Below are 14,453 nucleotides of genomic sequence, written 5' to 3'. Positions count from 1 at the left end.
GGATTACGGGCGCCCTTAGATGAAAATCACATATTCTTCATCGGCACGTCGGGATCGACATGTCCCCCATCGGCAGTGATCTTCAGCCTTGAGAGGTAGTGCTCCCATCCCATTCGGTGGCTGTCACGCTCCTTTGCGTTCGGCAGTCCGCTGTGCGTGAAGCGGATCAGTGTCCCCGCATCCCTCGCGATCAGGTCGATCTCGACATGGCTGGAGCCGGGCGGCACGGTCTCGTTGTCTTCCCAGCCAAAACTGTAGGCAAGACGGTGGACCGGGATCACCTCGGTGAACTCACCGCGCGCCATATGGCGACCACCGACATTGACGAGAAACAGACCGCCCGGCGTTGCATCCAAATTCGCTTCGGTCCCGATCCATCGCACGATCTGGTCCGGATCCGTCAAAAGCGCGAACACGGTCGCTTGTGGCGCGGCGACCTCAATCTCTGTGTAAACCGATTCCGCCATCGCTCACTCCAGGTCACATCCGCATCGAATGCCGTACATGATTGAAGCGAATTTGGGGAGTTGCAAGAAGATGTTCGAGGCGTAAGCATAAGCCGGTGCCGAGTGACCTTCTACCGATGCTTCTCGCAAACTCGCTTTCATTCCTTCTGGACGACGCCGCGCATATTGGCGACGGTGGGCGACTTCTATTGCAGCTCTCAACGCATTTGATGGAAGACGGCTTGCCGATCATCGCCGGCGCGCTGGCGCAGGATGCTCCCGACCCGATCATTTCACGCCGCATCTGGCTCTGGCGAGCGCCTGGGGGTGAAGTGGTCGAGGCTTTGGGGATAGGCGCCGACGGCCAGAATGCCGATCCCCGGTTCGTGCTGCGGGAGTGGCTTGGCACGACGCGGGCGATCGTGTTCGACGAGCGAGCGGGCGGTGTCGCACCGACTTTGGTGTGGGCGTTCGATTATACTCCGGATGAGGCGCAGTCAGAGCTGCTGCGGCAAGTCTCCCGGTTTGCTGCGGCTCCGATGACCGCACTCGCAGAACGGTCCGCGAAACGCGCATTGCTCGAAGCATATTTGGGAAAGCGCAGCGCAGCACATGTGCTCAACGGTCATTCTCGTCGAGTAAAGGGAGAGACGATACGGGCTGCGCTTCTGTGCGCGGACCTTCGAGGTTTCACCGATCTATCCGAGGTTCATGATGCAGAGATCGTGTTGGTACTTGATGCCTGGTTCGATTGCGTCGCCGGCGCGGTGCACGCATTTGGTGGCGAGGTTCTCAAGTTTATAGGTGATGGCGTCCTCGCGATTTTCCCGATTGGCGAGCGCGATTCAAGGGCCGCATGTGACGCGGCGGTACGCGCCGTGAAGGCCACGCGCGCCGGGATAGATCATCTCAACCAAACTCGGCGCCGCAATGGCGGCCCTGAGCTCGGATATGGCATTGGCCTGCATGTCGGCGAGATACTCTGGGGGAATATCGGCACTGCCGGCAGGTTGGACTTCACCGCGATCGGCAAGGCTGTAAATCTTGTCAGCCGCATCGAAGGGCTGTGCAAGCCGTTGGGACGGATGGTGCTCGCGTCGACAGTGTTCGAGGCAGAAACTACCGAGCCGATGATCACCATGGGCAGTCATCCGCTCGGAGGAATAGCAGGCGCGCAAACATTATTCGGCTTGCCGGAATAGATCGAATGGTTGAGCGCGCCGTGGATGTGTCGTTCGCAGCATATCTTGGTATCGTGCGAAGCCATGACTGAGAGAAATTCGAACGGCAAAGAAGCTACGACACTGCAACTGGAGTATGGCGTCTAGAGCCCAGCCATGCGCGTTGCGCGCAGCTTCGCTGGCCAGTGCTAAGGGCCGAGTATTCCCGGCATCCACCTTCGAGGGAGAGGCGCCCTTCGCCGAGCTCGCCAAAACGATCGGTCGCCGGCAGCTGTAGCTCAGGTCGGCTCCAGGCAGTGCCGACCAGCGTGGTAGACGCCTTCAGCGCGACGTTCTGCGCGCCGCTAAAGCTGCGCCTCAAGACCCATGATGCAATGCTAATGCAATCGGCTCCGCTGCGCCAGAAGCGGCAATGAGCCAAACCCGCCGCGACCCGAGGCGATGGATCGGATTGATGGTTTGCCGAGAGCTTGGAGAGACTTGGTACGCCCAAGGGGAATCGAACCCCTGTTCCCGCCGTGAGAGGGCGGTGTCCTGACCGCTAGACGATGGGCGCGTTCAAGAACCGGCGATATAGGCTGACGGCCGGCAAAAAGCAACTAGGCTTAGGTCTGCCTGTCGCACCGGTGGAATATCCGCTGCAAGCCTAGCGTTTTGGCTCGATCAGGTCCCAGAGATTGCCATAGAGATCGGCGAAAACCGCCACAGTGCCATAGACCTCGTGGCGGGGCGCCTCACGGAATTCGACGCCCTTTTCGAGCATCAGCGCATGGTCACGGGCAAAATCGTCGGTTTCGAGGAACAAAAAGACGCGTCCGCCGGTCTGGTTGCCGATCGCCTCCCTTTGCGCATCGCCGGATGCCTCGGCGAGAAGCAGCCGCGCGCCCTGCCCTTTGCCCGGCATGATGGTGACCCAGCGTTTGCCGCCGCCGAGATCTACATCTTCGGTGAGGACAAAACCCAGCCGGTCGACATACCACGAGATCGCTTCGTCATAGTTTGCGACGAGAAGCGCGACCGTGGCAATGCTGCGGCGTTCGGCAAAACCGGTCATTTGTTCCTGATCGAAAAACGGCCGACGATGCGGCGCTCAGTGATGTCATACAAGAAAATAGCGCGGCTGCCGTCGGGCAGCTCGGCGTCGATCGACAGGTGATTGCCGGAGAGCGATTGGCTGATCACCCTGGCGCCGACCGGCAGCACGATGTCGCCGTTGACCGTCTCGCCAATCGGCACCTGGATGTCGCTGGTCAACGGCGGGGCGGCAGGCGGCGCGTTGCGCGCTTTGTAGACAAGCGCCGCGATCACCACCATAAGGGCGAGGAACAGCAGGCCGAGATTGATGGCGACGAAGCGCACGAGCTTCCTCCGCACCTTTTCGACCTCGGGGTCGAGCGGCTTTTCCTCGTCTTCGTCGGCAAGCGGCCGGGCCATGGCAGCAGATTCCGGAACTGTTCTCGATGAGCGCTCATAACGAAGAGGCCAGACAATTAATAGGGGCCGGACAGATCGTGCTGGAGGCGGGCGCCGATGCGGCCGGCCAGCGGCTCGACCAATGGCTGGCGGCCAGGCTCGGTCCCGACATGTCGCGCAGCCGCGTACAGATGCTGATAAAGCAGGGCGCGGTCAGGATCGGCGGCAGGCAGGTCGACGAGACGAAGCGCAAGATGGCACAAGGTGACAGCGTGTCGGTTGATATGCCGGAGCCGGAACCAGCGGAGCCGCAAGGCGAAGATATTGCGCTGGACGTCCTCTACGAGGACAGCGAGCTGATCGTCATCAACAAGCCGGCCGGGCTGGTCGTGCATCCCGGCGCCGGCAACTGGACCGGCACGCTGGTCAACGCGCTGATCCATCATTGCGGCGACAGCCTGTCGGGCATCGGCGGGGTGAGGCGGCCGGGCATCGTCCATCGCCTCGATAAGGAGACCAGCGGCGTCATGGTCGTCGCCAAGACCGATCGCGCCCACAAGGCGTTGTCGGAGGCCTTTGCCGACCACGGCCTGACCGGCGATCTTGAGCGGGCGTATCTGGCGTTGGTCTGGGGCATACCGGCAAGGCCGACCGGGACGGTCGACGCGCCGCTCGGCCGCGCCGCCGACCGGGTACGCCGCGCCGTAGTACCGCAAGGCCGCGACGATGCCCGCCATGCCATAACGCATTTCACCGTCGTCGAGCGCTTTGGCGAGCAGCAGCAGGAATTCGCCACGGCGAGCCTGGTCGAATGCCGGCTGGAAACCGGTCGCACCCACCAGATACGCGTCCACATGGCCCATATCGGCCATCCGGTGATTGGCGACCCCGAATACGGCCAGGCTTTCCGCACCAAGGCCAATCGGTTGCCCGAGCCGCTAAGAAGCAAGGTAAAGGCGTTTCCGCGACAAGCTTTGCACGCCCGCCTCCTTGCATTTCGGCATCCGGATACCCATTTAACGATGAGGTTCGAAGCACCGATACCGTGGGACATGGAGGAACTCGTCGACGGCTTCCGCAAGCTCTGAACCAACCACCTGAAAACCTGACCGGCGTTGTTCACTTCAACGTGACACACTGTTTCGTGTTGAACAAATGCCTGTCTTTCTGGTTTTGTTCCTATATATGTCGGTTGGCGCGAATGTGCCTTTGGCATTCGCGCCACATGCCCGCCGCGTTTCGGGGGCATCACTCCAATAGAGAGGGGGCGCTATCATGGCCCAGTCATTACCCAGTATCGTTTCCGGCGAAGGCGGTCTCAGCCGCTACCTGGAAGAAATCCGCCGCTTTCCGATGCTTCAGCCGCAGGAAGAGTACATGCTCGCCAAGCGCTACGCCGAGCATGAGGACACCACGGCTGCGCATAAGCTCGTCACCAGCCACCTTCGGCTCGTCGCCAAGATCGCCATGGGCTATCGCGGCTATGGCCTGCCGATCGGCGAGGTGATCTCGGAAGGCAATGTCGGCCTGATGCAGGCCGTCAAGAAATTCGAACCGGAGCGCGGCTTCCGTCTTGCCACCTATGCGATGTGGTGGATCAAGGCCTCGATCCAGGAGTACATCCTGCGCTCGTGGAGCCTGGTCAAGATGGGCACCACCGCCAACCAGAAGCGCCTGTTCTTCAACCTGCGCAAGGTGAAGGGCAAGATCCAGGCGCTCGACGAAGGCGATTTGAAGCCCGATCAGATCACCGAGATCGCCACCCGGCTGAACGTCTCGGAAGCGGAAGTTGTGTCGATGAACCGCCGTCTGTCGGGCGACGCCTCGCTCAATGCGCCCATCCGGGCCAGCGAAGGCGAATCCGGCGAATGGCAGGACTGGCTGGTCGACGACCACGAAAGCCAGGAAGAGATGCTGATCGAGCAGGACGAGCTGGAAAACCGGCGCGGCATGCTGTCGGGCGCTCTTGCCGTGCTCAACGACCGCGAACGCCGCATCTTCGAGGCGCGCCGCCTCGCCGATGAGCCGTTGACGCTTGAAGAGCTGTCGGCCGAGTTCGATATCAGCCGCGAGCGCGTGCGCCAGATCGAGGTGCGCGCCTTCGAGAAGGTGCAGGACGCGGTCAAGGCCGCAGCCAAGCGCCAGATGCAGGCGCTGCGCACCATCGAGGCGCAGCCGGCAGCGTAAAGCCTTCAGATAGAAACGAATAACGGCGGCGCCACATACCTGGCGCCGCCGTTTTTTTAGAGGGTTGCCAGTTCCGCGGCGCCTTCGCGGATGTCCGATCCGCTGCCATAAACTGCTCAGTAGCCTCGCCATCGTGTCTGCAGGCGATCTCATTGATAGCGGCATTATCGCAATTTTCCCCAAGCCCTGGAAACCGCAACGCTGCAAGCTGTGGCGACAATGTTCCGGCGCCGACACGGGCTTCCGTCGCAAAATTTCACGGCGGCGCTTGCTCAGACGGTCGACAACGGGCCCGCCGGGCCGCGCCGGGCAGTTGAACTCATCTGTTCGGAAACAAAGGCAGTGTGACGATGACCATTTCTCCGTTTCTGGCCGCTCTCGTATCCGAAGGTCCGCCAGCCGACCGAGCAAAAGACATGGCCCTGTATGGATGGCTAATTGGAAGCTGGGACATGGACACGGTCCACTATCTCGACGACGGCACAATCCAGAAATGGGATGGCGAATGCCATTTTGGCTGGGTGCTCGAAGGCCGCGCGATTCAGGACGTTTGGATCAGGCCCAAGCGCCCTGCACAGTCGACGATGTATGGCACGACCTTGCGCATCTTCGATCCTGGGATCGATGGCTGGCATATCATATGGAGCGACCCGCTCAACCGGGATCACTCGCGCCAGATCGGCCGGGCCGAGGGTAAGGACATTGTCCAGCTCGGCAATGACTCGCGCGGTCTGCAAACTCGATGGCGTTTCACTGAGATCACTGCCAACAGCTTCCATTGGATCGGCGAGGAAAGGTCTTCCGAGAGCGACCCTTGGCAAATCACGTATGAACATTTAGCCCGCCGAACAAAACCCTGACGCTGGACTAAACACTTAGCCGGCGTCTGCGCCGCTCCTCACCCGGCTGCCCCCACCTTCTCCCCTATGGTGACCGACCGGATTCACACATCGCAAAAATCGAATCAGGATCAATAACTTGGATGACCTTGAACGATGAGCGGGCGCCGAGTTTGAATAGCACTGTAGTGCCAGCGACCCATCCCCTCACAGGCAATCGAGCGGAAACTTCAGGTAGCGCCGCCCGTTGGGTTCCGGTTCCGGCAGGCGTCCGCCATTCATATTGACCTGCAGCGCGTGCAGGATCAGCCGCGGCATCGGCAACGTCCTGTCGCGGGCTTGGCGGAGCGCGACGAAGTCGGCTTCCGTCTTGCAGCTGGCAACATGGGTGTTGCCGGCTTTCTGCTCCGCGACCGTGCTTTCCCAGCGCGCTTCGCGGTCACCCGGCTGGTAGTCGTGACCGACGAACAGACGTGTCTCGTCCGGCAGTGCCAGGATGTCCTGGATCGAGTGCCAGAGCCGCTCGGCGCTGCCGCCGGGAAAGTCTGCCCTTGCGGTGCCGCTGTCCGGCATGAACAGCGTGTCGTGGATGAAGGCGGCGTCGCCGATGACGTAAGTGATCGAGGCCAGTGTGTGGCCCGGCGAAAACAGCACTCTTGCCGGAAGGCCGCCGACCGAAAAAGTCGCGCCGTCGGCGAACAGCCTGTCCCACTGCGAACCGTCGGCGGGGAATTCCGGCCAGTTGTAGATCACCTTCCACAATTTCTGGACGTCGACGATCCTCTCGCCGATTGCCGTCGGCGCTCCGGTTCTCCCCCTCAGATAATGGGCGGCGGAGAAATGATCGGCATGCGGATGCGTGTCGAGGATCCACTCGACCTCCAGCCCGCTTTCCCTGACGAAATCGAGCAGGGCGTCGGCGTTTTTCGTCGCCGTTGCACCGGACCTTTCGTCGAAGTCGAGCACCGGATCGATGATGGCGCATTTGCGGGTCGCCATGTCGGCGACCACATACTGGACGGACCCGCTCGGCTTGTCATAGAAGCCGGTGACCTGCGACCTGGCCGATAATGCGTCCAATCCAGCCTCCTTCGCCCCCCACCACGGCAGGAAGGATTTTCTCTGCCACGGCAAATTAAAGGCATGGTTGTCCGTCAACCAGGCATCGTCAAGCACCTCATGCTCACACGGCCAGGAAAACCAAAAATTCTCTGTGCCGCCTCTGCCGGCTTAGGCAGAAGGCTGCTTGGTTTTCCTGAGATATGGCAGGATTGTCTCATAGGCACCGAAGCGCTTGATGGCATCCTCATTCGAGACGGCAGCGGTGATGATGACGTCCTCGCCCTGCTTCCAGTTCGCCGGTGTCGCCACCTGGTGCTTGGCTGTCAGCTGCATGGAATCGATGGCGCGCAGGATTTCGTCGAAGTTGCGGCCCGTCGTCATCGGGTAGGTGAGAACCAGCTTGATCTTCTTGTCGGGCCCGATGACGTAGACCGAACGCACCGTGGCATTGTCGGCGGGCGTGCGGCCTTCCGAGCTGTCGCCGGCACCCGCCGGCAGCATCTCGTAAAGCTTGGCGACCTTGAGATCCTTGTCGCCGATCAGCGGATAGTTCACCGAATGGCCGGTCGCGGTCTTGATGTCGTTCTGCCACTTCTCATGGCTTTCGACGGGATCGACCGAGATGCCGATGATCTTGACGTTGCGCTTCCTGAACTCGCCTTCGAGCCCGGCCATCGTGCCGAGTTCGGTCGTGCAAACCGGCGTAAAGTTCTTCGGATGGCTGAACAATACCGCCCAGCCGTCGCCGATCCATTCATGGAAGCTGATCGGCCCTTGCGTGGTCTCGGCGGTGAAGTCCGGTGCGATGTCGTTGATACGAAGGCTCATGGCGTGTCCCTACCTTGTGAGTGCAGATCGCAGCCGGCGTTGACCGGCGCTGCTTTTGCCTTTCTACCACTCCGGCGTCATCCTTCAAACGGCTGTTGCGCCGGCATCAAGGCCGGCGGCGAAATATTTTCATTGCTTCTCGGCAAATGCAGCAGGAATCTTCGCTGCGCTGGCTCAGGCCTTGCTCACTGCCAGCGTCGTCGCCAGGTCTTCCATGCGCTGGGCCAACGCGCCAAGCGCCCCGGTCAGCACGGAATCGTTCTTGTCGGCCTTGGTCAGTGCGTCGTCGCGCGTCTTGCGCAGCGTCAGCACTTCGCTTTCCATGCCCTTGACCCGCTTTTGCAGTTCTGAAAGCTCATCCATGACCATGATGCCGGCCATCACGGTCAGCCGCTGGTCGCCGATCTCGCCAAAAGAATCCTTCAGATGCGAGACATAGCGGTCGAAGCGCTCGGCAAGATCGATCAGATGCTCTTCCTGGCCCTCGTCGCAGGCCATACGATACTGCTTGCCGTCGATGGAAACCGTGACTTGTGCCATTGGCCTACCTGTCCAGTACCGCGCGGATGGTTTCCATGGCTGTCACCAGCCTTCGCGATACTTCCTTGTTGGCATCTTCCAGCCGTTCGGCGCGGGCCTCGGAGTTGTCGAGTTCCTGCGCCAGCCGCGAACGGTCGGCGTTCATCCGCTGCACTTCGGCCTCGGCTTCCGAATAGTCCCGCTCGTGCTCGAGCTTGGCCGCGACGGCGTTTTCCAGCCCTTCGATGGCCTTACCCAGCCTGGCAATGACTTCCTTGAGGGTCGTTTCCCCGGTCATGGCTTTCGTCCTGCGCCCTGCCCATCACCGAATCATCCACGTTCAGAACGCGTTATCCCTGAAACATTACGCGCCGTGTGAACCGCCCGTCAATAAAGCTGTCGCGACTGTCCCCTGCTAACGCTAATGTAAGTCGCGCATGGCCATCACAAGACCGGCAAAAGCACACCGATTTGTTGACTAAAAGGCCGCGCCTGCTATGTGTCGCGCACCCTTTTCAAGGGCTTTCCCAAGGCCCAAACCCCCATTTTGGAGGAAGCATGACCTCGCGCGAACAACATGACCGGATGGCCAATGCGATCCGTTTTCTCGCCATGGACGCCGTCGAGAAGGCAAATTCCGGCCACCCCGGACTGCCCATGGGCTGCGCCGACATCGCCACGGTGCTGTTCACCCGCTTTCTCAAATACGATCCGAAGAACCCGCATTGGCCGGACCGCGACCGCTTTATCCTTTCGGCAGGTCACGGCTCGATGCTGCTTTACTCACTGCTCTATCTGACCGGCTACGAAGACATCACCATCGACCAGATCAAGCAGTTCCGCCAATTGGGGTCGAGGACGGCGGGCCACCCGGAATACGGCCATGCCGCGGGCATCGAGACGACGACAGGCCCACTCGGCCAGGGCCTTGCCAATTCGGTCGGCTTCGCGCTCGGCGAGCGCATCATGAATGCCGCTTTCGGCAACGATCTCGTCGACCACTACACCTATGTCCTGGCCGGTGACGGCTGCCTGATGGAAGGCGTATCCCAGGAAGCCATTGCGCTTGCCGGACATCTGAAGCTGAACAAGCTGATCGTCTTCTGGGACAACAACAACATCTCGATCGATGGCCCGGTGTCGCTGGCCGACAACACCGATCAGGTTGCCCGCTTCCAGGCGTCCGGCTGGAATGCCAGCCATATCGACGGCCAGGACCCGGAAGCGATCGCCTATGCCATCGAGGCGGCCCGCCACTCCGACAAGCCGACGATGATTGCCTGCAAGACGACGATCGGCTTCGGCGCGCCGACCAAGGCCGGCACCAACAAGGCGCATGGCTCGCCGCTCGGCGCCGAGGAAATCGCCGGCGCCAGAAAATTCTTCGGCTGGGATTATCCGCCGTTCGAGGTTCCGGCCGACATCCTCGATGCGTGGCGTACCGCCGGCCGGACCGGCGTCAAGGCACGCACCGACTGGGAAGGCCGCCTTGCCAAGGCCGACGGCAAATTGCGCGCAGAGTTCGAACGCCGCATCAGTGGCACGCTGCCGGCCAACTTCGATGCCGTCATTGGCGATTACAAGAAGAAGCTCGCCGCCGACAAGCCGAAGGTTGCCACACGTAAGTCATCGGAAATGGCGCTCGAGGTCATCAACGGCGCCGTGCCCGAAACCATCGGCGGCTCGGCCGATTTGACCGGCTCCAACAACACCAAGACCAGCCAAACCAAGAACATCACCGCCGACGATTACGGCCAGCGCTACGTCCACTACGGCGTTCGCGAGCACGGCATGGCGGCCGCACTCAACGGGCTGACATTGCATGGCGGCATTATCGCCTATGGCGGCACTTTCATGTGCTTTTCCGATTATGCCCGTCCGGCGATGCGGCTTGCTTCGCTGATGGGCATCCGCTCGATCTTCGTCATGACCCATGATTCCATCGGCCTTGGCGAAGACGGCCCGACCCATCAGCCGGTCGAGCATCTGGCAGCACTTCGCGCCATTCCGAACCACAATGTCTTCCGCCCGGCCGACGCGGTGGAAACCGCTGAATGCTGGCAGTTGGCCATTGAGTCGGAAAAGACGCCTTCGACATTGGCGTTGACCCGGCAGAACCTGCCGACGGTACGCAACGACTTCGTTGCGGAAAACCTCTCCAGCCGCGGCGCCTATGAACTTGTCGCCGCCAGTGGCGAGGCGGCGGTGACGATCTTCGCTTCGGGCTCGGAGGTGGAGATCGCGCTGGCCGCCCGCGAGGCCTTGGAAAAGCACGGCCACGCGACCCGCGTCGTCTCGGTGCCGTGCTTCGAATTGTTCGACAAGCAGAGCGCCGACTATCGCAGCAGGACGATCGGCAATGCGCCGCTCAAGATTGCCATCGAAGCCGGCATCCGTCAGGGCTGGGATCACTTCATCGGAACCGACGGCATCTTTGTCGGCATGACCGGCTTCGGCGCCTCCGGCACCATCGAACAGCTCTACCCGCATTTCGGCATCACCGCCGAGGTAACGGTGAAGGCGGCGGAAGCCCGTCTGCACGGCAAATGAAAGTGAGCCCCGCCCGGCAAAGGCTGGCATAGCGGTTTTGCCGGGCGGTGGAGCACTAATCGATTTAAATCCGTGCCTCGGCGGCTGGATTCTTTGCCCGTCCGCCGTTATGAAGCTGCGGACTTGATCTTCGGCCTCCAACTCCCAGGGAGAGAACAATGACCGTCAGAGTTGCCATCAACGGATTCGGCCGCATCGGCCGCAACATCCTGCGCGCCATCCATGAATCAGGCCGCAAGGATATCGACGTCGTCGCGGTCAACGATCTCGGCCCGGTCGAGACCAACGCGCATCTGCTGCGCTTCGACAGCGTGCATGGCCGCTTTCCGCATGAGGTGACGGTTGACGGCGACCAGATCATCGTCGGCAAGGAAAAATTCAAAGTCACCGCGATCAAGGATCCGACGCAACTGCCCTGGAAGGAGCTTGGCATCGACATCGCACTCGAATGCACCGGCATCTTCACCGCCCGCGACAAGGCCGTCGCCCATCTGACCGCCGGTGCCAAGCGCGTTCTCGTCTCCGCTCCGGCAGAGGGCGCCGATCTCACCGTCGTCTATGGCATCAACCATGACAAGCTGACCAAGGACCACATCGTCATCTCGAACGCCTCCTGCACCACCAACTGCCTGGCGCCGCTGGCGGCCGTACTGAATGAGGCGGTCGGCATCGAGAAGGGCATGATGACGACGATCCATTCCTACACCGGCGACCAGCCGACGCTGGACACCATGCACAAGGACCTCTACCGCGCCCGCGCCGCCGCGCTGTCGCAGATTCCGACCTCGACCGGTGCCGCCAAGGCCATCGGCCTGGTACTGCCCGAGCTCAAGGGCAAGCTCGACGGCATCTCCATCCGCGTGCCGACCCCGAACGTCTCGCTCGTCGATTTCAAGTTCATCGCCAAGCGGCCGACCACCGTCCAGGAAATCAACGACGCGGTGATCACTGCCTCGAACGGCAAGCTGAAGGGCATCCTCGCCGTTACCCGTCACCCCAATGTTTCGATCGACTTCAACCACGATCCGCATTCCTCGATCGTGGCGCTCGACCAGACCAAGGTCATGGACGGCAACTTCGTTTCGGTGCTGTCGTGGTACGACAACGAGTGGGGCTTTTCCAACCGCATGGGCGATACCGCCGTCGCCTTCGGCAAGACCATCGCCTGATCGCAGAACCATCTTTTCGACGTGGAAGACGCCCGGCTCAGTCCGGGCGTTTTTCGTTGCAGCACGAACCGCCGAGGCACGCTCCGCTGCTCGGGTGCCAAAACTTTCGACGATCGGCAGCGTGGGGCAAAAAGCCACGCTGCTGCCTTGCAGCGGCCATGTCTTCGCCCCACTCTCCCGTGATGCCTGAGCATATCGACTAGGGGCGACCAACGAATGGAGCATGGTATCTATCTGGTGACGCTCGTTGGGGCAGCACTTGTCGTTGCCGCCGCGTTTTCGAGCCTGATCGCCTTCCGCTTCGGCGCCCCTCTCCTGCTGCTGTTTCTCTGCATCGGCCTCGCCACCGGAACCGACGGTCTCGGCATCCATTTCGACAATGCCCGAGTTGCTTATTTTGCCGGCTCATTGGCGCTGGCGGTCATCCTTTTCGATTCCGGCTTCGGCACGCCGCTCAACGCCTTGCGGCAGGCGGCCGGGCCGGCGCTGTCGCTGGCCACATTCGGCGTCCTTTTGACCACCGGCCTGTTCGGCGCCGCCGCCTATTATCTGCTCGACCTGACCTGGCTGGAATCCTTCCTGCTCGGTGCCGCTGTCGCCTCGACCGACGCCGCGGCGGTGTTCTTCCTGCTGCGCGCCGGCGAGATCAATTTGCGCGAGCGCGTGCGGTCCACGCTCGAGGTGGAATCCGGCACCAATGACCCGATCGCCATCTTCCTGACCATCACGCTGGTCGAGGTCATCGCCGCCAACACCCACCCCGAGGCCAAGGTGCTGGTCGCCGATCTTGCCGTCGGCTTCCTTGTCAACATGGGGCTCGGCGCGGTCATCGGCATTCTCGGCGGCATGGCCATCGTGCGCCTTGTCGATCGCCTCAATCTCGATCACGGCCTGCTGCCGATCTTCGTGCTGACGCTGTCGCTGATGGTGTTTGCTGCCGCCGGCGCCGTCGGCGGATCCGGCTTCCTGGCGGTCTATCTCGCAGGCTTGATCGCCGGCAATTCCGATATCCGGGCCGTCACCATCCTCAAGCGCTTCCAGGACGGCATGTCGTGGCTGGCGCAGATCATCATGTTCCTGATCCTCGGCCTGTTCGCGACGCCTTCGCAATTTCCGGCGATCCTGGTGCCGGCAGTTCTGCTCGGCCTGTTCCTGATATTTGTGGCACGGCCAATCGCGGTCTGGCTCTGCCTGGTGCCATTTCGTCTGCCACGCCCGGAAGTCGCCTTCGTCTCATGGGTCGGCCTGCGTGGCGCCGTGTCGATCCTGCTTGCCATCACGCCGCTGCTCGGCGGCCTTGAGAACGGTCGCCTCATCTTCAACACCGCCTTTATCATCGTGCTGGTCTCGCTGATCATCCAGGGATGGACCGTCGGGCCGCTGGCACGCCGCCTCGGCCTTATCGTGCCGGCTCGGCTGGGACCGCTCGACAAGGTCGAATTGGAACTGCCGGGCTCCGCCCATCATGAGCTTCTCGCCTATCGCGTGGCACCTGGTAGCCCGGTCGCGCGCGGCGAACGCATTCCGCGCTGGGCGCGGCCGTCGCTGGTGTTGCGCGACGGACGCTCGATGCGCTTCCAGGACATGGGCCGGCTGGCGGCCGGCGACCATGTCTACATCTTCGTGCCGGACCGCTATCCGCGCCTGCTCGACAAGCTGTTCGCCAGCCGTGCCGTGGTCGATCCCGAGGACGCGGATTTCTTCGGGGCCTTCGCCGTCGATCCGTCACGCTCCGCCGAGGAACTGGAGACCGCCTATGCGCCGGGCCTGACCGAAGCGGAGCGCAAGCTCAGCATTGGCGACCTGGTTACTACGCGGCTCGGCGGCCACGCCGAATACGCCGACCGCGTGCTGCTCGGTCCGATCGAGCTGATCGTTCGCGACGTCGACGACAAGGGCAGGATCACCGGCCTTGGCCTGTCCTTTGAGCCGACCGCCCCGGTGGCGCGCGTTCCGGTATTCCTCAGCGCCGGTGAAATCCGCGACCGCATTGCCGCGTTCATCCGCAACCGGCGCAAGCCAGCCGAGGCGCAGGCGGCCGAGGCGGCGGCCGAGCTGGAACCGGTTCGGCCGCCCGTGGTGGAAAAGACAACTGGCGAAGGCTGACCGCTGTCCACCCGAGCCGCGGAACCCGGCCGCGAGGCTGAAGAATGGCTCGGCAACTGGCGTGGCGGGCCGATGTGGTCCGACATCGCCGGAAATGATCCCGATCGGTCGGCTGCGAGGGCATCCGGCCGATCAGTCGCCAATTCTCCGGCG

At 62.0% G+C, this 14,453-nt stretch carries 14 protein-coding genes and 1 tRNA gene; 7 read left to right on the top strand and 8 right to left on the bottom strand.

What is annotated here, in order from left to right:
• Positions 1 to 26 precede the first annotated feature (26 nt).
• Positions 27 to 467, bottom strand: coding sequence for an SRPBCC family protein (locus tag NKH21_RS20145; RefSeq protein WP_352666341.1), 441 nt, complete (start codon positions 465 to 467; stop codon positions 27 to 29).
• Between the two features lie 116 nt (positions 468 to 583).
• Between NKH21_RS20145 and NKH21_RS20140 the strand changes: the two genes are divergently transcribed.
• Positions 584 to 1,648 carry an adenylate/guanylate cyclase domain-containing protein gene (locus NKH21_RS20140; protein ID WP_352867097.1) on the top strand — a complete coding sequence of 355 codons (1,065 nt, stop codon included), beginning with the start codon at positions 584 to 586 and terminating at the stop codon, positions 1,646 to 1,648.
• 460 nt (positions 1,649 to 2,108) lie between these two features.
• On the opposite strand, the gene NKH21_RS20135 is transcribed toward NKH21_RS20140, so the two are convergent.
• The 3 genes from NKH21_RS20135 to NKH21_RS20125 all read right to left on the bottom strand — a co-directional run bounded on the left by NKH21_RS20135 (position 2,109) and on the right by NKH21_RS20125 (position 3,061).
• Positions 2,109 to 2,183, bottom strand: a tRNA-Glu gene (locus NKH21_RS20135).
• 90 nt (positions 2,184 to 2,273) lie between these two features.
• On the bottom strand, positions 2,274 to 2,681 hold the full coding sequence (locus NKH21_RS20130; protein WP_352666290.1) for a VOC family protein: 408 nt from the start codon (positions 2,679 to 2,681) through the stop codon (positions 2,274 to 2,276).
• Positions 2,678 to 3,061, bottom strand: coding sequence for a fimbrial protein (locus tag NKH21_RS20125; RefSeq protein WP_352666288.1), 384 nt, complete (start codon positions 3,059 to 3,061; stop codon positions 2,678 to 2,680). The genes NKH21_RS20130 and NKH21_RS20125 overlap by 4 nt, the downstream gene beginning before the upstream one ends.
• A 26-nt stretch (positions 3,062 to 3,087) precedes the next feature.
• Between NKH21_RS20125 and NKH21_RS20120 the strand changes: the two genes are divergently transcribed.
• From NKH21_RS20120 to NKH21_RS20110, 3 genes are all read left to right on the top strand, one after another.
• The gene (locus tag NKH21_RS20120; protein WP_352666286.1) at positions 3,088 to 4,128 is read left to right on the top strand and encodes an RluA family pseudouridine synthase; all 1,041 of its coding nucleotides are present in this window, start codon (positions 3,088 to 3,090) and stop codon (positions 4,126 to 4,128) included.
• A gap of 187 nt (positions 4,129 to 4,315) precedes the next feature.
• On the top strand, positions 4,316 to 5,227 hold the full coding sequence (rpoH, locus tag NKH21_RS20115; protein WP_023720954.1) for an RNA polymerase sigma factor RpoH: 912 nt from the start codon (positions 4,316 to 4,318) through the stop codon (positions 5,225 to 5,227).
• Positions 5,228 to 5,577: 350 nt separating this feature from the next.
• Positions 5,578 to 6,087, top strand: a complete 510-nt coding sequence (locus NKH21_RS20110; RefSeq protein WP_352867093.1) for a hypothetical protein — start codon at positions 5,578 to 5,580, stop codon at positions 6,085 to 6,087.
• Positions 6,088 to 6,273: 186 nt separating this feature from the next.
• Here the strand turns inward: NKH21_RS20110 and NKH21_RS20105 are convergent, their stop codons facing one another.
• The 4 genes from NKH21_RS20105 to NKH21_RS20090 all read right to left on the bottom strand — a co-directional run bounded on the left by NKH21_RS20105 (position 6,274) and on the right by NKH21_RS20090 (position 8,773).
• Complete coding sequence (locus NKH21_RS20105; RefSeq protein WP_352867091.1) at positions 6,274 to 7,146, bottom strand: MBL fold metallo-hydrolase; 873 nt, start codon at positions 7,144 to 7,146, stop codon at positions 6,274 to 6,276.
• Positions 7,147 to 7,296: 150 nt separating this feature from the next.
• Complete coding sequence (locus NKH21_RS20100) at positions 7,297 to 7,956, bottom strand: peroxiredoxin (protein WP_352666282.1); 660 nt, start codon at positions 7,954 to 7,956, stop codon at positions 7,297 to 7,299.
• A 174-nt stretch (positions 7,957 to 8,130) separates the two neighbouring features.
• Complete coding sequence (locus NKH21_RS20095) at positions 8,131 to 8,496, bottom strand: cell division protein ZapA (protein WP_292655609.1); 366 nt, start codon at positions 8,494 to 8,496, stop codon at positions 8,131 to 8,133.
• A gap of 4 nt (positions 8,497 to 8,500) precedes the next feature.
• Positions 8,501 to 8,773, bottom strand: coding sequence for a DUF4164 domain-containing protein (locus NKH21_RS20090; protein ID WP_006200774.1), 273 nt, complete (start codon positions 8,771 to 8,773; stop codon positions 8,501 to 8,503).
• Between the two features lie 260 nt (positions 8,774 to 9,033).
• Between NKH21_RS20090 and tkt the strand changes: the two genes are divergently transcribed.
• From tkt to NKH21_RS20075, 3 genes are all read left to right on the top strand, one after another.
• Complete coding sequence (gene tkt, locus NKH21_RS20085) at positions 9,034 to 11,025, top strand: transketolase (protein ID WP_352666281.1); 1,992 nt, start codon at positions 9,034 to 9,036, stop codon at positions 11,023 to 11,025.
• A 158-nt stretch (positions 11,026 to 11,183) separates the two neighbouring features.
• Positions 11,184 to 12,194, top strand: a complete 1,011-nt coding sequence (gene gap, locus NKH21_RS20080) for a type I glyceraldehyde-3-phosphate dehydrogenase (RefSeq protein WP_352465773.1) — start codon at positions 11,184 to 11,186, stop codon at positions 12,192 to 12,194.
• A gap of 216 nt (positions 12,195 to 12,410) precedes the next feature.
• Positions 12,411 to 14,300, top strand: coding sequence for a potassium/proton antiporter (locus NKH21_RS20075; RefSeq protein WP_352666279.1), 1,890 nt, complete (start codon positions 12,411 to 12,413; stop codon positions 14,298 to 14,300).
• The last annotated feature ends 153 nt before the right edge of the window (positions 14,301 to 14,453 follow it).

The organism is Mesorhizobium sp. M1329, from assembly GCF_040318035.1.
Taxonomy (GTDB): Bacteria; Pseudomonadota; Alphaproteobacteria; order Rhizobiales; family Rhizobiaceae; genus Mesorhizobium.
This window is presented reverse-complemented; position numbering and strand designations above follow the sequence as displayed.